The sequence below is a fragment of the Sphaerobacter sp. genome, from assembly GCF_019683595.1.
In the GTDB taxonomy this organism is placed as follows: Bacteria; Chloroflexota; Chloroflexia; order Thermomicrobiales; family Thermomicrobiaceae; genus Sphaerobacter.
The window spans coordinates 1-22,714 of sequence record NZ_JADGHZ010000041.1 but is presented as its reverse complement, the minus strand read 5'-3'; the positions used below and the strand labels follow the sequence as shown (position 1 = coordinate 22,714).

Annotated in this window: 20 protein-coding genes; 13 read left to right on the top strand and 7 right to left on the bottom strand. The window is 69.1% G+C overall.

Features of this window, described 5'->3' with window-relative positions:
- The coding region (locus tag IRZ30_RS06725; protein WP_294084126.1) for a HAMP domain-containing sensor histidine kinase at positions 1–1,347 on the bottom strand (1,347 nt) is incomplete at its 3' end.
- Positions 1,344–2,039 (bottom strand): response regulator transcription factor, encoded by a 696-nt coding sequence (locus tag IRZ30_RS06720; protein ID WP_294084125.1) that lies wholly within the window; start codon positions 2,037–2,039, stop codon positions 1,344–1,346. The genes IRZ30_RS06725 and IRZ30_RS06720, both read right to left, overlap by 4 nt.
- A gap of 310 nt (positions 2,040–2,349) precedes the next feature.
- Between IRZ30_RS06720 and IRZ30_RS06715 the strand changes: the two genes are divergently transcribed.
- The 10 genes from IRZ30_RS06715 to IRZ30_RS06670 all read left to right on the top strand — a co-directional run bounded on the left by IRZ30_RS06715 (position 2,350) and on the right by IRZ30_RS06670 (position 12,919).
- A complete protein-coding gene (locus IRZ30_RS06715) occupies positions 2,350–2,619 on the top strand; it encodes an SHOCT domain-containing protein (RefSeq protein WP_294084124.1) in 270 nt (89 codons plus the stop codon).
- A 46-nt stretch (positions 2,620–2,665) separates the two neighbouring features.
- Complete coding sequence (locus IRZ30_RS06710) at positions 2,666–3,088, top strand: DUF6220 domain-containing protein (RefSeq protein WP_294084123.1); 423 nt, start codon at positions 2,666–2,668, stop codon at positions 3,086–3,088.
- Positions 3,089–3,164: 76 nt separating this feature from the next.
- The gene (locus IRZ30_RS06705) at positions 3,165–4,100 is read left to right on the top strand and encodes an ABC transporter ATP-binding protein (RefSeq protein WP_294084122.1); all 936 of its coding nucleotides are present in this window, start codon (positions 3,165–3,167) and stop codon (positions 4,098–4,100) included.
- Positions 4,093–4,923, top strand: a complete 831-nt coding sequence (locus IRZ30_RS06700; protein ID WP_294084121.1) for an ABC transporter permease — start codon at positions 4,093–4,095, stop codon at positions 4,921–4,923. The genes IRZ30_RS06705 and IRZ30_RS06700 overlap by 8 nt, the downstream gene beginning before the upstream one ends.
- A 133-nt stretch (positions 4,924–5,056) precedes the next feature.
- Positions 5,057–6,298, top strand: coding sequence for a Zn-dependent hydrolase (locus tag IRZ30_RS06695; RefSeq protein WP_294084120.1), 1,242 nt, complete (start codon positions 5,057–5,059; stop codon positions 6,296–6,298).
- 254 nt (positions 6,299–6,552) lie between these two features.
- Complete coding sequence (locus IRZ30_RS06690) at positions 6,553–8,787, top strand: MMPL family transporter (RefSeq protein ID WP_294084119.1); 2,235 nt, start codon at positions 6,553–6,555, stop codon at positions 8,785–8,787.
- Between the two features lie 149 nt (positions 8,788–8,936).
- On the top strand, positions 8,937–10,211 hold the full coding sequence (locus IRZ30_RS06685; protein ID WP_294084118.1) for an FAD-binding oxidoreductase: 1,275 nt from the start codon (positions 8,937–8,939) through the stop codon (positions 10,209–10,211).
- A gap of 208 nt (positions 10,212–10,419) precedes the next feature.
- Positions 10,420–11,586 carry an N-methyl-L-tryptophan oxidase gene (gene solA / locus IRZ30_RS06680; RefSeq protein ID WP_294084117.1) on the top strand — a complete coding sequence of 389 codons (1,167 nt, stop codon included), beginning with the start codon at positions 10,420–10,422 and terminating at the stop codon, positions 11,584–11,586.
- Between the two features lie 12 nt (positions 11,587–11,598).
- Positions 11,599–12,450, top strand: coding sequence for an oxygenase MpaB family protein (locus tag IRZ30_RS06675; protein WP_294084116.1), 852 nt, complete (start codon positions 11,599–11,601; stop codon positions 12,448–12,450).
- A 7-nt stretch (positions 12,451–12,457) separates the two neighbouring features.
- Positions 12,458–12,919, top strand: coding sequence for a hypothetical protein (locus IRZ30_RS06670; RefSeq protein WP_294084115.1), 462 nt, complete (start codon positions 12,458–12,460; stop codon positions 12,917–12,919).
- Between the two features lie 482 nt (positions 12,920–13,401).
- Here the strand turns inward: IRZ30_RS06670 and IRZ30_RS06665 are convergent, their stop codons facing one another.
- From IRZ30_RS06665 to IRZ30_RS06645, 5 genes are all read right to left on the bottom strand, one after another.
- Positions 13,402–14,247 (bottom strand): M55 family metallopeptidase, encoded by an 846-nt coding sequence (locus IRZ30_RS06665; RefSeq protein WP_294084114.1) that lies wholly within the window; start codon positions 14,245–14,247, stop codon positions 13,402–13,404.
- 124 nt (positions 14,248–14,371) lie between these two features.
- A complete protein-coding gene (locus IRZ30_RS06660; RefSeq protein ID WP_294084113.1) occupies positions 14,372–14,983 on the bottom strand; it encodes a hypothetical protein in 612 nt (203 codons plus the stop codon).
- Between the two features lie 154 nt (positions 14,984–15,137).
- Positions 15,138–15,926 carry a hypothetical protein gene (locus IRZ30_RS06655; RefSeq protein ID WP_294084112.1) on the bottom strand — a complete coding sequence of 263 codons (789 nt, stop codon included), beginning with the start codon at positions 15,924–15,926 and terminating at the stop codon, positions 15,138–15,140.
- Between the two features lie 160 nt (positions 15,927–16,086).
- Positions 16,087–17,040 carry an MBL fold metallo-hydrolase gene (locus tag IRZ30_RS06650; RefSeq protein ID WP_294084111.1) on the bottom strand — a complete coding sequence of 318 codons (954 nt, stop codon included), beginning with the start codon at positions 17,038–17,040 and terminating at the stop codon, positions 16,087–16,089.
- Between the two features lie 70 nt (positions 17,041–17,110).
- On the bottom strand, positions 17,111–17,917 hold the full coding sequence (locus IRZ30_RS06645) for an MBL fold metallo-hydrolase (protein ID WP_294084110.1): 807 nt from the start codon (positions 17,915–17,917) through the stop codon (positions 17,111–17,113).
- Between the two features lie 237 nt (positions 17,918–18,154).
- Here IRZ30_RS06645 and IRZ30_RS06640 point away from each other — a divergent pair, with 237 nt between their 5' ends.
- From IRZ30_RS06640 to IRZ30_RS06630, 3 genes are read left to right on the top strand one after another with little or no spacing between them, the layout of a single operon-like run.
- Positions 18,155–20,497 carry a GAF domain-containing protein gene (locus IRZ30_RS06640; protein ID WP_294084109.1) on the top strand — a complete coding sequence of 781 codons (2,343 nt, stop codon included), beginning with the start codon at positions 18,155–18,157 and terminating at the stop codon, positions 20,495–20,497.
- A complete protein-coding gene (locus IRZ30_RS06635) occupies positions 20,494–21,756 on the top strand; it encodes a GAF domain-containing sensor histidine kinase (protein ID WP_294084108.1) in 1,263 nt (420 codons plus the stop codon). Before IRZ30_RS06640 ends, IRZ30_RS06635 begins: the two co-directional genes overlap by 4 nt.
- The gene (locus IRZ30_RS06630) at positions 21,746–22,417 is read left to right on the top strand and encodes a response regulator transcription factor (protein WP_294084107.1); all 672 of its coding nucleotides are present in this window, start codon (positions 21,746–21,748) and stop codon (positions 22,415–22,417) included. The genes IRZ30_RS06635 and IRZ30_RS06630 overlap by 11 nt, the downstream gene beginning before the upstream one ends.
- Positions 22,418–22,714: the final 297 nt, after the last annotated feature.

The window sequence follows — 22,714 nt, the reverse complement described above, 5'->3', positions numbered from 1 at the left end:
GGGGAGGCGGCCGGTGAAGACGGCGCCGCCGGCCTGGCTGTTGGCGGCGGAGAGATCGCCACCGTGCGCCAGGAGGATGCGGCGGGCGATCGTCAGGCCCAGGCCGGCGCCGCCGGTGCGCCGATTGCGCGATGTCTCGCCGCGGTAGAGCGGGGCGAAGAGGTTCGGCAGGTCATGCGCGGGGATGCCCGGGCCGGTGTCGGCGACGGTGAAGATCACACCGCTCGGCTCGGTGCGGCACGTCACTCGCACCTGTCCCCCGCTCGGGGTGTAGCGCAGCGCGTTGTCCAGCAAGTTGGTCAGCGCGCGGGTCAGGAGGTGACTGTCGCCGGTGACCCAGCACGGTTCGGACGGCAGGGCCAGCGTGAGTTGCACCCCCTTGGTGTCGGCTTGCGGGCGGAATCCTTCCACCAGCCGGTCGAGCAGCGCGCCGAGGTCGAGCGGTTCCGGGTTCGGGGTCTGGTCCAGGTACTCCAGCCGGGTGAAGTCGAACAGATCCCCGATCAGGCGCTCGAGCGTGGCGGCCTTCTCTTGGGCGACCGCGATGTAGCGCGCACGCTTTTCCTGCGTGTCGTCCAGTCCCTTCTCCAGCCCCTCCAGGTAGCCGCGGAGGGCGAAGAGGGGGGTTCGCAGGTCGTGGACGACAGCACCGATGAAGAGGCGGCGCTCGTGCTCAAACTCGGCTTGCTGGCGCAGCGAGGCGCGCAACTCGGCGCTCATCGACTCGAAGGCGGCATTGACCTCGGCCACCTCGCGCACGCGTGAGGTCGGGAGACGAACATCGAGGTCACCGGCTGCGACCTGTCTGGCCGCCTGGCTGGTGGCGGCCAGCGGCTGGACGACGGTGCGACCGAGGAACCAGCCGATCCCGGCCAGCGTCAGGAGCAGGCTGATTAGGCCGACGATGGGGACGGCAAGGAAGCGGGCCTCGGGTGGTCCGTCCTGACCGTTCCAGCCCACCCCGGTATCCGAGTAGATGTACGCCACCCGTCTGGGCGTGCCGGGGTAGACCACGCGCTCTACCCAGCGCTCCCGCACCAGCTCGTCACCCCCCGCGAAGGGATCGGGGGTGCTGCGGTAGACCTCGCGGTCGTCCTCGACCAGGACGAAGTCGATCCCCATGGCCGCGAGGTCCGACCGGGTCGCGGCCTGCCAGTCGGGATCGTGCCAGCGCGTGGTGCCCCGGCCGATCTGCTCCGTCGCAGTCGACACGGGCTCCAGCGGGCCGCCGAGCACGTGGTAGACGACGATGCCGGTGATCAGGACCGGGACGAAGAAGGTCGTGGCGAGCGCCAACACCAGCCAGCGTCGGAGCGGCAGGATCGGGCGGCGTTTGGACGCGCTCATGGGTGGGCCTCCCCGTCGAAGCGATAGCCCACGCCCCAGACCGTCACGATGTAGCGCGGGTTGGCCGGGTCTTCCTCGATCTTCTCTCGCAGTCGCCCGATGTGCACGGTGACGGTGTGCCGATCGCCGAACTCGCCCCAGAGCCGCTGGAAGAGCTGCTCGCGGGTGAAGACCTGCCGGGGGTGCTCGGCGAAGAGCTGGAGCAGTTCGAACTCGCGCGCGGTCAGTTGCACCGGTTCGCCGTCGACGCGGACCTCATGCGCCTGCACGTCGATCACGAGCCGGCCGAAGTCGAGCACGGCACGGGGTGGCTGCTCGCCGTGCCGGTAGCGGCGGAGCACCGCCTTGATGCGGGCGACGACCTCGCCTGGTGTGGCCGACTTGACGATGAAATCATCAGCGCCGAGTCCCAGTCCGCGGATCTTGTCATGGTCCTCCTGGCGAGCGGTGAGGAAGAGGACCGGCACATCCCGGTTCTCGCGGATGCGCCGTAGCACGTCATAGCCGGATGGGCCCGGCATCATCACATCGAGCAACACGCAGTCAACCGGCTCGTGCTCCAGCGTGCGCAGGGCGGTCGGGCCGTCGTAGGCTGCCAGGACCGCATAGCCCTCGGCCTCCAGGAAGTCGCGCATCAGAGCGACGATGTCCTCCTCGTCGTCCACAATCAGCACGGTTGTCGGTTGCTCCATCGACGAACCCCATCTAGCGTCACGCACCGGATCACGGATGCCACGCGACTAAGTATCGCCAATCCCATCCGCATCGCACCAGGGCCGCAGCCCCGGATGGAGGATGTCGTAATCGGTCGTTGAGGGTTTGTTGAGGGTTGCGTGAACCGGCTGTTGACGTCACTCCCCTAGCATGAGGGGTGGGCGGCGACGCACCCCCTGGCGGTGCGAAACCCCGCGCGGGAGGGAGCGACGTCGCAACGGTTCGGTGGATAGGCGCAGCGGTCGCCAGCGGCAGCCGCAGCGCGGACGGATGAGTTGGAGGGACGCGATGAACGAAATCGTGCTCACGGTGCCGATGCTGGCGATGGGCGGCTGGGGTGCCGCCGGCGGCCCGGGTGGGCCGTGGTGGATCTTCGGCCCGCTTATGCTGCTGTTCTGGGTTGCCGTGGCGGCGACGGTGGTCTGGCTCATCGTGCGGCGCACGCGGCCGGCAGAGCCGACGGCCGTCGACCGGGCGCGCGCCATCCTGGCGGAGCGGTTCGCCCGCGGTGAGCTGTCCGCCGAGGAGTACCGCGAGCGGTTGGAGCAGCTTCAGTAAGCCGTGGTGGCGGCGCTGAGTCGCGCTGGGAGAAGGGGTTTCAACGATGCAGATGGCATTTGCGCGAGCGCACCGGATCGTCGCCTGGTTCATCCTGGTCGGCACCCTGTTGCAAATCTACCTGGCAGGCGGTGGCTCCTTCGGCGCAGTGAGCTACGACCTGCACCGCGCATGGGGCAGCCTCCTGGGCCTACCGATCCTGGTGCTGGCGATCCTCGCGCTCGCGGGTCGCATCGGCCGGCGCGGGATCGGGCTGACGATGCTCTTGCTTGGGCTCTACATCGTGCAGGTCGCACTGCCGAGCCTGCGCGTGGGTCTGCCCTACATCGCGGCCTTGCATGTGCTTAACGCTACGGCGCTCGTCGGCGTTGCCGCTGCGACCGCACGCGCCTCCGGAGCCGCGATCGCGGCCCGGCGGCGCGAGCCCGCGCTCACGGCCACATCTACGGGTCCGGAGCGCGCTGACTGAGAGCGAGCGAATCGGTGAGTCGGGCCCCTCGCGGTGAGCGCCCGGGCGTGGGGCACGGAGGGAGAACTGGACGGCCATGACGACGGACTTTGCGATCGAAACCGATGGCCTGACCAAGCGCTACAGCGAGCACATCCTGGCGGTCGACGGGGTGACGCTGCGCGTGCGGCGCGGGGAGGTCTACGGCTTCGTCGGCCCGAACGGCGCCGGAAAGACGACCACGATGCGGATGCTCGTCGGCCTCATCCGCCCCAGTGCGGGGCAGGCGCGCGTGTTGGGGAAGCCGCCCGGCTCGCCCGACTCGCTGGCGCGCGTCGGCGCGATGATCGAGGCTCCGGGGTTCTATCCGTTCCTGAGTGGCCGGGACAACCTGCGGGTCATGGCGCGCCATGCCGGAGTGCCGGAGAAGCGAATCGATACGATCCTGGAGCAGGTGGGCCTGGCCGACCGGGCTTCCGACCAGTTCGGCACCTACTCGATGGGGATGAAGCAGCGGCTCGGCCTGGCGGCCGCCCTGCTCAAAGACCCGGAACTGCTGATCCTGGACGAGCCGACCAGCGGCCTCGACCCCGAGGGCATCGCGGAGATGCGCGACTTCGTGCGTCAGTTGGCGCAGGGCGAGCGCACCGTGTTCCTGTCCAGCCACCTGATGACCGAGGTCGAGCAGATCTGTGACCGCATCGGGATCATCCGCCGTGGCCGGTTGGTGGCCGAGGGCACGCTCGACGAGCTGCGCGGTCAGCCGGAGCTGCACCTGCGGGCGAAGCCGCTCGATCGGGCGCGCCGGATGGTGGAGTCGCTCCCGTACGTCGAGCGCCTGATCGCCGACGACGGGAAGCTGGTCCTGACGATGGACCTGAAGCGGGTCGGCGAACTCAATCGCCAGCTCGTCAGTGCCGACGTGGAAGTCACCGAACTGACTCCAGCCCGCACCTCGCTGGAAGAGGTCTACTTTGACCTCGTCCAGGCGGAGCAGGCGGGCGATGTGGAGGGGGTTATCAGCCGTGGGTAGTCTATCGGCCGAACTGTTGTTGCTGCGGCGTCGCGCGGCGAACTGGATCCTGCTGGCTATTGCCGTGGTGCTGACGCTCTTCTTTGCCTACGTGCTGCCGTACTACGCCTACGTGAGTGACTCGGGTGCTCCGGGGTTCCGCACCGAACTCTCGGCGCTGCTGCCGGAGGGCTTCGTCGCGACGCTGGCGTCGGGCTTTCCATTCTATCTCGGCATCCTCGGGTTGATCCTGGGCGTGCTGGTGTTCGGCAGCGAGTATGGGTGGGCCACGCTGAAGACGACTCTGATGCAGCGGCCGGGGCGGGTCCGCTGGCTGCTGGCCAAGCTGGGTGCGCTGGCGATCGCCGTGGTCGTCGCCACCGTCGCCGTCTACGCTTCGGGCGCGCTCGTGAGCGTCGCGGTGGCGCTCCGTGAGGGCGCGGCGATCACCTGGCCGTCAGCCGGGGAGATCCTGCGCGGGATGGGCGCCGGCTGGCTGATCATGGCGCTCTGGACCCTCCTCGGCGTGCTGCTGGCCGTCCTGTCGCGCGGCACGGCGCTAGCACTCGGGCTGGGCATCCTGTACGGTCTGGTCGTGGAGGGGCTCGTCAGCGGCTTCGGCAATAGCATCGCGCTGCTGCACGACGTGTCGCTGGCGTTCCTGCGCACCAACGCCTACTCGCTGGTCGCGCCGCTCACCGGCCGGACCACCGAAGCGGGTGGACCGGGTGTGTTCAACGGGCCGTTCGTCGACCCCTGGCAGGCACTGGTGGTCATCGCCGGATACATCGTGGTCTTCGCCGGCGTCTCGGCGGTCGTTCTAGCCCGCCGCGACGTGACGTAGCCTGAGGTCAGCCGTCGCTATCCCGGGCCCCGGTCCGGACTGGACCGGGGCGCGGTGCTGTTCAGGCAGTATCATGGCGGCGTGTTGTGGCGGAGCGACATCCGAACGGGAAAGCCCTGGGGGAGGTGCGGCGATGGCGACGCAGGAGCGGCTGTGGATCGATCCGGCAGAGGTCGAGCGGTACGTGCTGGACCTGGCCCGGCACGGTGGGGACGGGACCGGCGTGCGCCGGCTCGTCTACTCGCCGGAGTGGGTGGCGGCACAGGACCTCGTCGCGCGCTGGCTTCAGGAGGTCGGGATGGAGGTGCGCCGCGACGCGGTCGGCAACGTCTGGGGCCGGCTGGAGGGGACCGAGGGCGGGCCGTCGATCGCGACCGGCTCGCACATCGACTCGCAGAACCCCGGTGGACGCTATGACGGTGCGCTGGGTGTCATCGCCGGCATCCTGGCCGTACGGGCGGTGCGCGAGCGCTACGGGCGCCCGCGACGCACGATCGAGGTTGTCTCGCTCTGCGAGGAGGAGTCCAGCCGCTTCCCGTCGGCCGCGTTCTGGGGCTCGCGGGCCATCACCGGCCGGAGCACGCCGGAGGACGCGGAGACGATGCGCGGCTACGGCGGGGAGACGATGGCGGAGGCGATGCGGGCGGTGGGACTTGACCCGGCTCGCATCCCCGAGGCGCGGCGGAACGATATCGACACCTGGATCGAGCTGCACATCGAGCAGGGGCCGATTCTGGAGCAGGCGGGGCTGCCGGTGGCGATCGTGAACGGTCTGCCGAGCATCCGGCACTACCTGGTGCGGGTGGAGGGCCGCTCCGACCACGCCGGGGCAATGCCGATGGACCTCCGACGCGACCCGATGGCGGGGGCGGCCGAGATGATCTCGGGGATCATCGGCACCGCGCTGGAGATGGGCCGGCCCGCCGTCACCACCGTCGGCCGCGTGCTGGTCGAACCCAACTTCCCGGCCATCGTGCCCGAGCGCGTCAGCTTCACCATCGACGCGCGCCACGCCGACCCGGCGCAGCGCGATCGGCTCTACGCGGCCCACGAAGCGCTGCTCCGCGAGGTGGCCGAGCGACGGGGACTGAACGTGTCCTGGGAGATCACGGCCGACCTGCCACCCTGTCCGGCGGACCCGGAGCTGGTGCGCCTGCTGGAGGATGTGGCGGCGGAGCAGGGTATCCCGACGATGACCATGCCGAGCGGCGCGGTGCACGACACCCAGCGCATGGCCGAGATCGCCAAGGTGGCGATGATCTTCGTGCAGAGCAAGGACGGCCGTAGCCACACACCGGCCGAGTACACCGCACCCGAGCACGCCGCCGCGGGGATCCAGGTTCTCGCCGCGGCGCTCCACCGGTTGGTATACTGAACGATGGCGCGGCGCTGACGGAATTGCAATGCACTTGACCCGCCGCCGCGCCGGCCACTGCCCGTTGGTGGCGCCACACGTGCAACGGTTGCCCGGCGCTCGTCGGGGAGGTCAGCCAACCCCCCGCTTCGCCCCGGGTGGCACGGGGCAGCGAGTGGCGTTCCCGGGGCGCACGGTGCTGACATTCAGATAACTAACGGTATTACCTCCATAGGGAGTGAGTGGTCGGGATGTTCCTCCGCTGGGGATACTTTGTGGCTCGACACCGTGTGGCCGTCATGCTTCTCTCGCTGGTGTTGCTCCTGGTGATGGTGCCGCTGATCCCCAGTGGGCTGGACCGTCTCTCGGCCGAGGGCTGGGAGGATCCCACTGCGGAGTCCTCGGTCGTGGCGCGGAACCTCGGGGATGACTTCGGTGAAGGGGGTTCCGTCTTCTGGGTCATTTTCTCCTCGGACACACTGCAAGCGACCGATCCGGCGTTCCAGGCCGAGGTGCAGCAGGCGATTGCGCCGCTGGCCGACCGCCCCGAGATCATTAGCATCGTCGGCTACGCGAATACCGGGTCCGAGCAGTTCATCTCCGCGGACGGGCACAAGTCCTACGTGCTGATCACCAGCCGCACGCGCCAGGGGAACGCGGGCAAGGACCTCGCCGAGTACCGCCGTCTGGTGCAGACCCCGACGCTCGATCACATGTGGGGCGGCTGGGACGCGGCGTACCAGTCGTTCACGACGCAGGCACAGAACGACCTGCGGCGGCAGGAAATCGTCTCGCTGCCGATCTCGCTGGTCGTGCTCGTGTTCGTGTTCGGCTCACTGGTTGCCGCGGGGCTGCCGCTGCTGGTGGGTATCCTGTCGATTCCGGCGGCGCTCGGCGCGATCTCCGTGATGGCCCACCTGACCGAGACGAGCATCTACGTGCTCAACATCGCCACCATCCTCGGGCTGGCGGTCAGCATCGACTACTCGCTCTTTATCGTGAGCCGCTTCCGGGAGGAGTTGAGCCGGCGGGATACGCCGGACGCGTTGGCGATCACGCTTGCCACGGCCGGCAAGGCCGTCTTCTTCTCGGGCATGATCGTCGCGGTCGGGCTCATCGCTCTGATGATGTTCCCCATGTACGCGCTGCGGTCCCTCGGGATCGGCGGCTCGCTGGTCGTCGCCCTCGCGGTCTTCTACGCGCTGACCTTCCTCCCGGCGGTGTTGAGCATCCTCGGCCGGCGGATCGATCGGCTGGCGGTGCGCGGGATGGCGGCGGACCACGGGCAGGCGGAGGGCCTGTGGGGCCGGCTAGCCGAGTTGGTGATGCGCCGGCCGTTCATGGTCCTGGTGCCGGTGCTGGCGGCACTGATCCTGGCCGGGGTGCCCTTCCTCAACGTCAACTTCGGCACCCCCGGGATGGAGACCCTCCCGGCGGATGACGAGTCGCGCGTGGCCTACGACACGCTTCGTGCTGACTTCGCCTTCCCGGAGGTGTCGCCGATCGAGGTGCTGCTCTACCCTAGCTCGGGGCAGATGACCGATCCGGAGAACCTGGCGGCGCTGGCTCAGACGGTCGAGCGCGTGTCCGCGCTCCCCGGCGTGGAGTCGGTGGAGAGCATCTTCGACCTGACGCCCAATGGGACCGCGTCCGCGCCGGAGGAGTTGGCCGCGGTGCTCCAGTCGACCGACCCGGCCGTTGCGGGCCGGGTCCATGGGCTCCTGAACCCCACGGGGGCCCGCCTGCGCATCGCCGCGGCGGCCGCGCCCGAGAGCCAGCAGGCCAAGGATCTGGTGTACCGCCTGCGCGACTTTGGACCGTCCGAGACGGGCGGCCTGGAGATGCTGGTCGGCGGGGCCAGTGCCGTGAATGCCGACATAGTGGACAGCATCGTCGATCGTATCCCCTACGCGCTCGGCTTCATCGCGGTCGCCACCTACGTCGTGCTCTGCCTGCTGCTCGGCTCGCTCTTCCTGCCGTTCAAGGCGATCGTGATGGCCGCGCTCTCGATCACCGCGTCGTTCGGGGCACTCGTCTGGGTCTTCCAGGACGGGCATCTGAGCGGCCTGCTGGGCTTTGAGCCGACCGGCTACATCGTCCCGATGGTGCCGGTGATGATGTTCTGCATCCTGTTTGGGCTGTCGATGGATTACGAGGTCCTGATGCTGTCGCGGATGCAGGAAGAGTATGAGAAGGACCGCAACAACACGCGCGCGGTGGCGGTCGGGCTGGAGCGCACCGGCCGGGTGATCACCAGTGCGGCGATCGTCATGATCACGGTCTTCGGCGCGGCGGTGGTCGACCGGCTCCTGATCCTCCAGTCGCTGGGCGTGGGGATGGCGCTGGCCATCTTCATCGACGCGACGATCGTGCGCGCGCTGCTGGTCCCGGCCACGATGCGGATCATGGGATCGATCAACTGGTGGGCGCCGTCCTGGCTCCGGCGCCTTCAGGACCGCCTTGGGGTCGGCGAGGCGGCGCCCAAGCCGCTGGAGCATGTGGCGCGCTGAGTGACGTGGGCCGGGACACCCACACCATAATTCCACAAGGTCTGATACATTTCCTGATTAGTGTGGCGCTGGGACGGCCGGGCGTTGAGGGACACGCCCGGCAGGCGTTGTCCTGCGCCGGAATGAGCCGCAGAGGGGAGTAACGCATCGTGAGCAAGGCAGTCATCGTTGGGGGTGGGGTGATCGGCCTGCTCAGCGCCTACGAGCTGGCGCGGCGCGGCGTGTCGGTTACCCTTCTGGACCAGGGTGACTTCGGAGCGGCGTGCTCGACCGGTAACGCGGGCTGGGTCACGCCCTCGCTCTCCGGTCCGGTACCGGCGCCCGGCCTGGTCTGGACCTCGCTCCGCTGGATGCTGAGCCGCGATAGCCCGCTGTATATTCGCCCCAGCGCGGTCCCGCGCCTGGCTCCCTGGCTGTTCGAGTTCTGGCGCCACTGCAACCCCCGCGATTACGAGGCGGGCCTCCACGCCACCGCCGAGCTCGGCCGGCACACCTTCGAGCTCTTCGATAAGCTCTCGGAGCACATCGAGTTCGAGATGCACAAGGCCGGTATGCTCTTCGTCTGCCTGCAGCGCGGGAGCGTCAAGCACATCGTGGACGACGTCGAGGCGATGCGCGATTACGGCTATGACTCGCCGGTCATCCTCTCGCCCAAGGAGTTGCGCGAGTTCGAGCCCGGCATTTCCGGCCCGATGGAGGCTGCCGTCTGGGTCAAGGAGGAACGGCACATCCGCCCGGAGTCGCTGATGCGCGGCACCGTGGCCTGGCTCCAGGCCAACGGGGTGGAACTGCGCCCCGGTGTCGAGGTGACTGGCTTCCGCCGGCGCGGGCGGCAGATCACCGCGGTCGAGACGCGCGTCGGCTCGTTCGAGGCGGACCAGGTGCTCATTGCGGCGGGTGCCTGGACCGGCCGGGTGGCGGCGAAGGCGGGCGTGCGCATCCCGATGACGGCCGGCAAGGGCTACAACGTGACGGTGCAGAACTCCAAGGTCAGCTTGCAGCACCCGCTCTACCTGGTTGATGTGCGGGTCGCGGTGAGCCCGTACAACGGTGCGCTCCGCATCGCCGGGACGATGGAGCTGTCGGGCATCAACACCATACTCGACACGCCGCGCGTCGATGCGCTGCGGCGCGGCGCCAACCGCTACATCGCCGGCTGGGACCAGGGCACGGCGCAGACCTCGTGGGTCGGCATGCGCCCGATGATGCCGGACGGGCTGCTGGCGCTGGGGTCGGTGCCGCAGTACGACAACCTGTTCGTCGCCAGCGGCCATGCCATGATGGGCATCTCGCTCGGGCCGTCGACTGCGGCGACGATTGCGGAGTACATGACGACCGGCAAGTCGCCGGTGGACCTGACGCCGTTCAATCCGGTCCGGTTCGACCGGTCGTTCACTGGTCGGCTGGCCGGCCGCCTGTCGTAGGACGGGCGAGGCGCCGCGCGTCCGGAGCGCGAGCCGCCGGGTTGAGCAGGAAGCGCCCGCTGGAGGGGCCGGAGGAGCGTCCCGCGTTTCGGCCCCTCCAGTGGACGTCCTCCATCCCGCCCGCCGGGCCGGGCACGGCCCGGTGTGCGGGGGCGGGCGCTATGAGCGCCGCGGCGTCGCTTGGGTGACACGCGTGAGGAGGCGAGTGATGGCAGTGGAGCGGTACGACGCGATCGTCGTGGGGTTGGGCGGCATGGGCAGTGCCGCGCTCTACCACCTCGCCCAGCGCGGGGACCGGGTACTGGGGTTGGAGCAGTTCGACATCCCCCATTCCATGGGCTCGTCTCACGGGGTCACCCGCATCATTCGGCTCGCCTACTTCGAGCACCCGTCCTACGTGCCGTTGCTCCGCCGCGCCTATGAGTTATGGCGCGAGCTGGAGTCCCGTGCCGGGGAACCGCTGCTCATCATCACCGGCTCGATCGACGCCGGGCCCGCGGACGGCACGGTCGTGCCGGGGGCGCTCCGCTCCTGTGCCGAGCACGACCTGCCGCACGAGGTGCTCTCGGCTGCTGAACTCCACCGGCGCTTCCCCGGATACCACCTGCCGGACGACATCCAGGCCGTGTTCCAGCCGGAAGGTGGCTTCCTCCGCTCCGAGCAGTGCATCGTGGCACACGTGATGGCCGCGGCGGCGCACGGCGCCGAGGTGCATGGCCGGGAGCCGGTCACGGCGTGGGAGGCGCTGCCGGGTGGCGGGGTGCGGGTGCGCACCGCGCGCGGGACGTATGAGGCCGAGCGGCTGGTGCTCACGGCCGGTGCCTGGGCCAGCCAGCTCGTCACGGAGCTGCAGGGGCTGGCTGTTCCCGAGCGTCAGGTTCTGATCTGGATGCAGCCGCGCCGGCCAGAACTCTTCACCCCGGAGCGCTTCCCGGTCTTCAACATGGAAGTACCGGAGGGGCATTTCTACGGCTTCCCCGTGTACGGCATCCCGGGGTTCAAGTTCGGCCTCTACCATCACCTTGGGGAAGTAGTCGATCCCAACACCATGGACCGCGAGGCGTTCACCCCGCGCGATGAGGAAGTTCTGCGCAGCGCGGCGGAGCGCTACTTCCCCGACGCCGCCGGGCCGACCACGGCGCTCAAGGTCTGCATGTTCACCAACAGCCCGGACGAGCACTTCATCATCGATCACCACCCCGACTTCCCGCAGGTCACCGTTGCCGCCGGCTTCTCCGGCCACGGCTACAAGTTCTGCAGCGTCGTCGGGGAGATCCTGGCGGACCTGTCGCGCGAGGGGACGACGCGACACGACATCAGCCTGTTCCGATTCGACCGCTTCGCCGGCGCCGAACGACCTGCCCCGTCGGCCTAGAACGGACCCCGAATGACCGCGCCCACCGCTTCCGTCTCGCTCGACGCCGCCGCTCCCGTCGTCCGGCGGATCCATGCCGAGCGGGTGCTGCTCCTCGGCTGGGGCCGCGCCATCCTGATGCAGCTTGCCCACCCGTTGATCGCCGCCGGAGTCGACGAGCACAGCCGCTTCCACCGTGAGCGCTACGGGGGGCTGCACCGCCTGCGGCGAACGCTCGACGCCATGCTGGCCTTGACGTTCGAGACCCCGGAAGCCCCGCGTGCCGCCCGCCGCATCAACGCAACCCACGACCGGGTCCGTGGCACGCTGCGCGAAGCGACCCCCGCGTTCCCGGTCGGCACGCCGTACTCGGCGCACGATCCCGACCTGCTCCGCTGGGTCCACGCCACCCTGCTCGACTCGTTCCTCCTAACCTACCAGCGCTTCGTCGCGCCGTTGACTCCGGAGGAAGAGGACATCTACTGCTTCGGCACGCACGTCATGGAGTCGGCGTTGGGGGCGCCGGCGGGTCACTTCCCTCGGAGCCGTGCCGCGCTCGACGCCTACCTGCAGGAGATGCTCGCTGGCGACATCATCTACGTGACGGATACCGCGCGCCGCCTCAGCAAGCTGATCCTGTGGCCCGACGCGCCGCTCCCGCTGCGCCCGGGCGGGATGGTGACCCGGCTGGTGACCATCGGGACCTTGCCGCCGGCGATCCGCGACGGATACGGGCTGCGCTGGACGGAGCGAGACGAGCGGGCCCTGCGGCTTCTGGGCTGGGGAGTCCGCCACACGCTGCAGCTCGTACCGGCCCAGCTTCGCCAGTGGACCGTCGCGCGGCAGGCAGGGCCGGTGGGAGCATCCCGTCCGGTCGCCGGCTGAGCGGTTTGTGCTGGAGCTGCGCGTCGGTCGCGACCGGCTCGACCTTTGCCAGGAGAACCTCCCGAAGCACGTAGCCCGCGGTGGCGGTGATGGTCAGCATTTCCCCGCCATCCTCCACCATGCCGACGATCTCGTTGAGCGTGGGATGTGTGATCAGGATATGCACCATGTCGACCACGCCGCCGAAGAAGGCGAACAGTACCAGGAACCCAACGAGGCGGCGGCTCATCCTTCGGAAGGTGGCATCGCCCCGGGCATAGGCGAGCGCCAGGAGTGGGAGCAGGACCGCCGCCGCCAGGGCGTAGACGGTCATCTCGCCGAAGTCGATGTCACGCAGGCCGAACATCGCGGAGAACCCGTGCTCGTGGGCGATGCGCTCCCCCAACTTCTCATGCACCATGATCAGATCATCGAAGGCGATGTACCCGAAGACGACCGCCCAGGAGAGGTACGACACCGAGAAGCGTGACCAGGCCAGCCAGATCATCAGCAGCGCGATCCAGTATTCCTTGGCCATCTGGAACGGCTCGGCCGCGCCGCGGTCGTAGGTGATGTTGAAGTACATCTCGGGTAGGAAACGGCTGAAGACGTGGAGGCTGTGCAGGCCGATGAACAGCAGGTCGGTCGCGAGGAGCAAGATCAGGAACGTTGTCCACGCACGCTGGCACTGGTCGCGTGACACATCCTCTCCTTCTCCGGTCGCACGACACGCCTGACCCGCACGGCGGGCACGCCGTGCGGCGGGGCCGACGTTCGTTCCAGCCGAAGTCCCAGCGTGTACGATAGCACATTCAGGGAGCGAAGCCGCACGATTTCCTGCGGATACCGTGATGCTCGTGCGCGGCTACGGCGGGTGCGCGTGCATCGGGAGCACGGCCCGAAGCGGCCGGGGCGTGCTCCCGATGCACGGTTGCGATGCACGCCGGGTCGGGGAAGACCCCGGTGGCGTGTCTAGCGCGCGGCGCCGGAGGCGGCAGCGATGATGAGTTGCCAGCGCCGGATCAACTGCACGCCGTCTTCGGCGATGTACTGGAGCGACGTGTCGCCCACACGCTCGGTGCCGGGAACGAGCAGCGCCAGGTCGACCGCCTCGGCGGTGTCGAGCGTGACCGTCACCGGCAGCGGATATTTCGGCGTGTAGGGGCGGATGCGGTCCTTGCGGCGTAGTCCCTCGGCTGCACCCTCGGCGATGGCCTGGCAGGCGCGGGATGGATGCATGTGCCGGGCGGACGTGCGGCCGACGCCGTACTTGACGATCACCCCGACCACCTCGTCGCCCAGCAGTTCCTGGGTCTGCCGGACGGCCATCTCGTCGCCCGCGACCATGACGACCGGCACGCCGAAGTGCCCGGCCACCGCGGCGTTCAACCCGTACTCGCCGACCGGGGTGTCGCCGAAGCGCACGTCGCGCACCCAGAGGGTCCAGGTATGGGCGAGCACGCCGTTGGGCGTCCCGGCGCGCGCGTGGTAGCCGGTGAACATGACCGCATCGATCCCCAGGTCGATGCCGCACATCATGCCGAACGGCTTGCGGTTGCCGGAGATGAGCCAGGCATCCGGACTGAGGTCGCCGGGTCGCAGGTTGCGCATGCCGTCGTGGGAGTCGTTGACGATCACCTCGGTCGCCCCGGCGGCGCGGGCGCCCTCGATCGCGGCGTTCACCTCGTTGGCCATGAGCGTGCGCGCCCACTCGTACTCGGCCGCTGCCGGACGGTGCGCCAGGTCGGGCGGCGTGACTTGCTCCCAGACCGCCACGCCCGCGGTCCCCTCCATGTCGGCCGAGATCAGTACTCGCATGGGTCCTCCTTACGTCACACGTCATACGTCGTGCGTCATGCGTCCCCCTCACTCCCAGCCCCTCTCGGACGGAGCCCGCAAGGGGAGAGGGGAGGAATACGGAACGCAAAGCACGCATCACATCTCACGGCAGGATCTCAAGAACATCCACGTTGAAGGTCTCGCGCACCGGGGGGTTGATGAGGAGACGGGAGAGGTGCGAGAGGCGGGTGCGGAGGTCGCCGCTGATCTGGCCACCCTCGAGGTCGGCCTCGCTGTCCCACAGGGTAAGGGAGACGGCTCGGGCTGCGGTGGGGTTGATCAGCAGCAGGCCGGTGCCGAAGCCGTGCTCGCGGCGCGCGGCGGGAAGGACCTCGTCGCGGAAGGTCGCCACGAAGTCGTCGAGGAGCAGCGGGTTGACCTGGTACGAGAGCAGGCGCGCCTGCATCGCGTTGGGATGCGCCGCTTCCAGAGCACGGACAGCGAGCGCCTCCTGTGTCGGTGACGAGGCGAGCGCCGAGGCCATGCGGGCAAGCTGCTGTTCCATGTAGTCGCTGGCTTCGCCCGCGCGCATCATCGCTTCCGTCGTCCAGAGCGTGATGGTGACCATCTTGGCGGTCGCGGGGTCGGTCAGCACGATGAGGCCCTTGAAGCCCGGCTGCTGGTGCGCCGCGGGAAGCACGCCGTCCCGGCAGATCGCGGCGGCGGTGTCGAGCATGTCCGACTTGATCAGTGCCTGCATCATGCGGGCATACATCGGCGACCTCCGGGAACGTCATGCGTGATGCGTGATGCGTGTTCCGTCATGCGTCATGCGTCCCCCTCACCCCCGGCCCCTCTCCCACCAGGGGAGAGGGGAGCAGGACGGATGACGGGTGACGGATGACGTATGACGAGTGACGCGTGACGCATCATTCTTCCAGGCCCCGCCGGCGGCGGTGGGCCATGAGTTCGGCCCAGATTTCGTCGGGCGGGGTGCTCGCGGTGTCGATGCTGTGTCCCAGGAACTGCTCCAGCTCGGCTTTGTTCTTGTAACCGAGGCGGCGCACCTCCGTCCAAAAGCTGGTCCAGTTGCGGTCGGGCCGTCCCGGCTCGGGGACCGACTCGCGGCTCCGAACGGGTTCCGGAGCCGGCTCCGGCTCGGGCGCGGGGGCTGGTGCCGGTGTGGGTGGCTCCGTCGTGCGCGTGGCCTCAGGCTGGGGTTGAGCGGGCTCGGGCGGCGGCACGAGGCGTGGACGCGTGCGGCGCGCCGGCTCGGTGACCGTGGATGGTGCCGGGTGCTCGACCGGGCCGTCGGCCAGCGGCTGCGCGCCACCGGTCGAGTCCTCCTCCAGGTCGAAGTCGAGGGCAAACTGGGTGCCGTAGCCCAGCGCGGCCAGCGCGCGGCCGATCGCCTTGGTTTCGGCCTTCTCGATGAAGTCCTCCCAATCCTCGCGCGTCTCGCTGCCGTAGCCGGTGGCGGCGCCACCGCCCGGAATCTCGACCAGCGCGCGGAAGACCGCCAGGGTATCGGTCAGTGTGACATGCTCGGTGGTGATCCGGGCATCAGGATGCTCGGTGCGCAGCCAGGCGAGCCGCCACTTCACGTCGAGGTATTCCGCGTCCTGGCCGCGCACACGGATGCGCCGCAGGTGCGGCCTCGGGTCGAATGTGCGGGACGGCGGTGTGGCTTGTCCGTCGCTGCCTCGCGGTCGGCTCATGTCACATCCTCCCCACCGGGTCGGTCCACCGGGCTGATCGTCACCGGCTGATGGTACGGACAGTATACGCCACAGTTGCTGCCGGCCAGTGCCCGCCCGGTGGCGCGTGGCGGCACGGTGGGCGGGTAGGGCACTTGTCTCGACCGGAGTGGGTTGGCGCCTATGCCTGGGACCGCGCCCGGGCTTCGCGCTGCTTTCGGACGTAGCGGGACAAGCCGGCGAGCGAGACCGCGTAGGCGGTGGCGATTTCGTACGGCTTCAGCAGGTCGGTTCCGCCGTCGAGCGCCAGGATCTCGGCGTCGCCGCGCTCGCGCAGCTCCGCCAGTGCGGCCTCCTGATCCGCGCCCTCGGTCAGGCGTGCCTCGGCCCAGCCGACCCACTCCCCGAGCCGGTAGAGCAGGTCGTCGAGGTGCCAGTCGGGGTCGTCGTAGGCCCCGAAGTGGGTTGGGAGCAGGCGGCGCGGGCGCAGGGCGCGCAGCCGGGCGATGCTGGCGCGCCAGGCGGCTGGGTCGAACTCCGGCGGCACCGTGGGCGGCCGGACGTACGGCGCACGGTGGAGCCGGACCCCGCCGACGTCGCCGGTAAAGGCGTCGCCATGCGCGGCGTCGTAGTAGGCGAAGTGGTGGTTGGCGTGGCCGGGCGTATCCAGCGCGGTCAGCTCCCGCCCGCCGGCGCGGAAGGTCTCACCGTCGTGCAGCACCCGCACGCGGTCGGCCGGGACCGGGAGCACCTCGCCCCAGAGGCGGTCCATATCGTCGCCGTAGAGGCGGGCGGCACTGGCGAGCAGCCGCGAGGGGTCGATCATGTGCTGCGCCCCGTTCGGGTGCACCAGGAGTTGCGCGTGCGGGATCTGGCGCAGCAGGGCGCCGGACGCGCCGGCGTGGTCCAGGTGGATGTGCGTGACGGCGATCTGGGTGATCTGGTCCGGGGTGAAGCCGGCGGCGCGGATGCCGGCGAGCAGCGTGTCGAGCGTGCTCGTCGGTCCCGTCTCGATGAGCGTCAGGCCGTCGTCACCGGCCAGCAGGTAGGACGCAATGACCCCCGGAACGCCGAGGAAGTGGTGGTCGATGACCCAGAGCCCGGGGCCAAGCTGCTGTACCGTCGCGTCGGACATCGATCCCTCCCGGTCACGGAACGCCACACCCGATCGCTGCGACCTATGGTAGCAGACGGGTGCAGCGCGCTCAGTTTTCCCCGGTCCGAACGGTCAGCCCGTCGTACGCCAGCTCGACGTGCGGCGGGAGGAGCGCGCTGGTGGCGGCGTGCGACACGTCGTGCGTCATGTGGACCAGATAGGCGCGGCGCGGCGCCACCTCCTCGATGACCGCCAACGCCTCGTCGATGCTCAGATGGGTCGGGTGTGGCCGGTGGCGCAGCGCGTTGATGACCAGGATGTCGGCGCCGCGCATCATCTCGAGCGAGGCCGGGGGGATGGTCTTCGCGTCGGTGACATAGACGAGCGGACCAAAGCGGAAGCCGTGCACCAGCCAGCGGCCGTGCCAGACCGGGATCGGCTGGATACGGTGGCCGAACAGGGAGAATCCCCCGGTGAACTCGTGTAGCGTCAGGTCGGGCTTCCCCCCATAGAATGGGAACTGGTCGACGAAGGCGTAGGCGAAGCGCTCGCGCAAGGTGGCGGCCGTGTCGACGTGCGCGTAGACCGGCAGGTGCCGCTGGGCGAGCTCATTGAAGCGGCGCAGGTCGTCGAAGCCGCCGACGTGGTCGGCGTGGGCGTGGGTGAAGAGCACCGCGTCGACGCGGTTCAACCCCACCGCAAGGGCCTGGAGCCGCAGTTCGGTCGCCGTGTCGATCAGGACGTGATAGCCGTCGAAGCGCACAACGGCGGAGGTGCGGCTACGACGATCGCGGGGATCGTCCGACGTGCACACGGGACAGGTGCAGCCGATGATCGGGATGCCGTTGGAGGTTCCCGTCCCGAGGAACGTGAGTTCCACGGTGCCGAAGGACTGCTGCTCCCGCTCGTCATGCATGAATCCCGACTCCCGCTGTGCGATCGACCGGCGCGCCCGTGTACGTTTAGCACGTGGCACCTGGATGAACGGCCGGAAAAGACGGTACTAATGGACGTACTCCTTGCGAGCGATCGAAAGCGCCGTCCGCTATCATCCGAGGTGGGACACGACGCTCCTACCGTACCGGCGCCCCCGAACGGGCTCGGGGACAGGATGTCGTGACGCCGGCACCCCGGAGGGAGCAGACAGCTTACCATGAGTAAGGATAGCGCGCAGCGTTCCGGTTTCATCCCCAGCCTGTTACGGCGCCTCCGCGGTGACGCGACGCCCGCGCAGTCGGCTGCTGACGACACGCGGGTGACGATCTTCCTCGCGGCGCTGCAAGAGGTGTCGGCTAAGATGAAGGCCGACCTGCCGCTGCCGGACCTGATGGCCGTGCTGGCCGAGCAATCAGTGGTGGCGCTGGAGGCCGATCTGGCGCTGGTGCGGCTGACGAACCTGGACGGGGAAGGCCTGGTCGTCTCCGGGGTCCATGGGGTCGCGCCCCATCGGGTAGCCGGGCTGCTGGGGTCCTTCTCGGTGGTCACCGAGCCCTTCCGTGCACTCTGGCCTGGATCGCTGGCCGCCTTCGACCTCCGGGGCGGCAAGCCGCCGCTCCTGACGTCGGCGGAGTTCAGCGAGATGGTGGAGCTGCGCATCATCCACCTGCTGGTGCTGCCGCTCCACCACCGCGGACGGCTGGTTGGCCGGCTCGATCTCGGGCGCGTCGAGGACGTGCCGTTCAGCGTCGATGACCGCGCGGCCGGGACCGTGCTCGCCGGGCTGATCGCCAGCGCCGTGGCCGGCTCCCCCGTCGGGGAGGATCGCGAGCGGCTCGCCGTGCTGGAGGCCAGCTACGAGTTCCAGCAGTCGATCCGATATCTCTCCACCGCGGCCGAGACGCTGCAGAACATGGTGGAGTCGATCCGGGGGATCACCGGGTGCGACCGGTGCTACGGCCTGCTCTGGGAAGAGCCGAAGCGCGAGTTCACCCCGGTTGCGGTCAGCGGCTTGGAACCGCACCTGATGGACGCGCTGAAGGCGGCGCTCTTCTCGGCGGTGCGCCTCCCCGCCTTAACCGAGGCGCTGGCGGGCCCCGACCCGGTGGTGATCGAGGATGCGCAGCAGAGCCCGGTGCTCCCGGTGGAGACGAGCCGGGCGCTCGGGATCCGCTCGGCGATCCTCGTGCCGCTGCGTGGGCGCGAAGATCGCCTGCTCGGTGCGCTCATGCTCGACTACACCCGGCCCGGCCATCAGGTGACCGATCAGGAGCTGACGATCGTCCGCAACACCGCCGAGCAGGCGTCGGTGGTGCTGGAGAATGCGCTGCTGTACGAGGATGTCAAGCGCACCTCGGAGAGCCTGGCGCTGGTGAACGAGATCGGGCTCGATCTCGCCACGCTCAGCGATCTCGACGGGTTGTTCCGCCAGCTTCACCACCACGTCAGCTCGGTCATCGACGCCCAGCGCTTCTGCATCGGCCTGCTGCTGCCTGATGGCGCCTCGCTGGAGTACCGCTTCGCGGTGGACCAGCGCCTGGCCCCGGAGACCGTGACCGTTCCGCTCGGCCACGACCCGCTGAGCTGGGTCGTCAAGGAGCAGCGGCGGGTGGTGGTGAACGCGCGCCACCCGAAGGATCGGACCGTCTGGTTCCCGCCGCGTCCGGATGTGTCCACCGGCCAGTCGATGATCGCCGTGCCGCTCCAGGTGGGCCAGCGGGCGATCGGCGTCCTCTCGGCCCAGAGCGATGTGCGGGGTGCCTACACGCAGCATGATGTAGACCTGCTGGTGACGGTCGGGATGCAGACGGCGGTGGCCATCGAGAACGCGCGGCTGTATATGATGGTGCAGCAGCGCGGGGAACTGCGCGGCTACCTGCTCGACCAGATGCTGAGCCGCCAGGAGCAGGAGCGCAAGATGCTCGTCGACGACATCCACAACGACACGCTCCAGGGCCTGGCGAGTTGCCTCTATCGCATCGATCTCACCAGCCGGCGCGTGACGGAGATACCGCCCGAGGAAACGCGCCAGGAGTTGCTGGGCGTGCGGGAGAACCTGGCGGAGAACATCGACCGGCTGCGCCGGCTGATCTTCCAGATTCGCCCGTCGACCCTCGACATCCTCGGGCTCGGTCCCGCCATCCAGGAGTACTTCTCGCAGATCGAGCAGGAAACCGGGATTCACGCCACCCTGGACATCGAAATGGCCAACCGGCTGGAGAGTGAGCAGGAGACGGTCGTCTATCGAATGGTGCAGGAGGCGCTGGAGCACGTGCGGCAGCGCCCGGGCGTGAGCCGGGTGGTGGTGCGCATCCGAGAGCGCGAGGGCAAGGTGGTCATCACCATCGCCGACGACGGGCAGGCGATGGATCCGGCGGAACTGGCCGAGCCGGTGCGGATCGCCGCGTCGGTCGGTAACCAGCAGCAGGCGGACGCGCGGGTCAGCCTGCTCACGCTGCAAGAGCGCGCGGCGCTGGCCGGGGGACTGGTCCGGCTAGCCAGCCGGACCAATGGGGGCGCAACCATCCAGATCGTCCTACCACAACGGAGTAGTGCGTGAATCTCAAGCAACCGGTTCATCCCAGCAACATCACGACGCAGGCGCCGGCTGTGCGCGCCCCCGCCGCATCGCCGCGGCCGCACACCGGGGCCGGGCTTGCCTATCCGTTCGAGTTGCAGGCCCGGTTGCTCGAGGCAACGACCATCCCCGAGCTGTTCGAGCAGGCGTCCACGATGCTGGCGCGCGTCCCCGGCACCATCGGGGCCTGGGTCTACCAGCGGGATGCGCGGGGTACGCTCGTGCTGGTTCGGCAGTGGCGAGCCAGCCAGGCCCAGGTGTCGCCGCTGTCGGGCGATGAGCTGGGGGCGCTGGTGCACCAGCGCTGGATCGCCGCTCATCGGCTGGGGCACTCGGCGGCCGAGTTCGCCCGGCCGTTCGTCCCGCCCGGCTTCAGCTCGTGTCTGGTCGTGCCGATGCTCATCGGCGAGGAGTTGATCGGGGCGCTGGCGGTCGAGCGCCGGGACGGCGACATCTTCCCCTACGCCCCTGAGGATGTGGTGGTTCTCGCCGCGATCGCGGCGATCACCGCGCAGTGCATGCAGACCATCGTGCTCCGCCAGCGCGTGGCCGATCTGGACCAGGCGGCTGAGACCCAGGAAGCGGTCGAGCAGGAGCGTCGCCGGATCGGTCGCGAGCTGCACGATGGGATCGTGCAGGATCTCGCCTACCTCCGGCTCAAGCTGGAGATGATGGCGCGCCTCATCCCCCAGGATCCGGCGCGGGCGCAGGACGAGGCGCTGCAGATCACCGAGCAGATCAACCGCTCGATCGCCGCGCTGCGCGAGACGATCGGCGACCTACGCCGGCCGCGCCCGCCGGCCCGCGGACTCACCGGCCAGCTCCGCGAACTGGCGTCGCGCATGGTGGCGACGGAGACGTCGCAGCCCGAGGTCGCGCTCGCTCTGGACGAGCTGAGCGGCGTGCGGCTGGCACCGGAGGTCGAGCGCGCCGTGGTGGGGATTGTGCGCGAGGCGCTGCAAAATATCCGGAAGCACGCCAACGCGGCGAGCGTGCGTGTCGAGGTGCAGCGGCAAGGGGACGATCTGCACGTCTTGGTGGCCGACGACGGTGTGGGCATGGAGGAGCGGCCGGCCCCGTCGGAGGGGCACTTCGGGTTAGAGCAGATGCGTGAGTTGGCGGAAGATATGGGCGGGTCCTTGGAGATTGTCTCGTCGTCCGGTCGGGGGACGCGAGTCCAAGCGGTCATCCCTCTGCGTCAGTGGGCAGCGCGCCAGGAGGAGGGTCTCAGTGAGCGGTGAGCGGGTTCGCGTCGTGGTGGCCGACGACCACGATCTCTTCCGTGAGGGGCTCCGCCAGTTGCTCGAGACGGTGCCGTCCGTGGAGATCGTCGGGGAGGCGGCCGACGGGCAAGAGGCGATCGAGTTGGTGGCCAAGCTCGATCCCGACGTGGTGTTGATGGATATCAACATGCCGCGCATGGATGGGATACGCGCGACCGAGTTCATCGTCAAACACTACCCGCGGACGGCGGTCGTGGTCCTGACGATGTACCAGGACGACGAGTATGCCATCCACGCGATCCGGGCCGGCGCGAAGAGCTACCTGCTCAAGAACAGCCGGTCGGAGGAGGTCATCGAGGCGATCCACGTGGCCGCCAGCGGCGGATCGACCATCGACCCTGCCCTGGCCCCGGCGCTGATGCGGGAGTACCAGCGCCTGCTCACCCGGACCCCAACGAACACGCGCCAGCAGCTCACGCAGCGCGAGTTGACGCTGCTGCGCCTGCTCGCCAACGGCTACAACAACCGGCAGATCGCCGAGCAACTCCAACTGGCCGAGAGCACGGTCAAGAACAACCTCTCGGCGCTCTTCCAGAAGATCGGCGTGCGCGACCGAACGCAGGCGGTGCTGTTCGCGATTTCCCAAGGGCTGGTCCCCAGGCCGACGGAGAATTCCTGACCTCCGCTGCCCCGTCATCAGGAGCGCGGGGGCTCACCCAGCCCCATCGTTTCCCGCACGAGGAGAGGACGAGCGCCGGCACCATACCGGCGCTCCGACGCTCGCGAGGATCGGGCCAGGACGCGCGCGCTCCTTGGACTTAACCTAGTATGAACTCTGGCGAATTATCCTGGTCTACCCGCCGGTAGCCCGCGACCACAGTCGTGTCGTGCTGAGCGGAGCCGGGGGGGGGGGGGCCCCCCCCCCCCCCCCCCCACCACTCACGAGCGGACGACGGCCCCCCCCCGCGCAAAATAA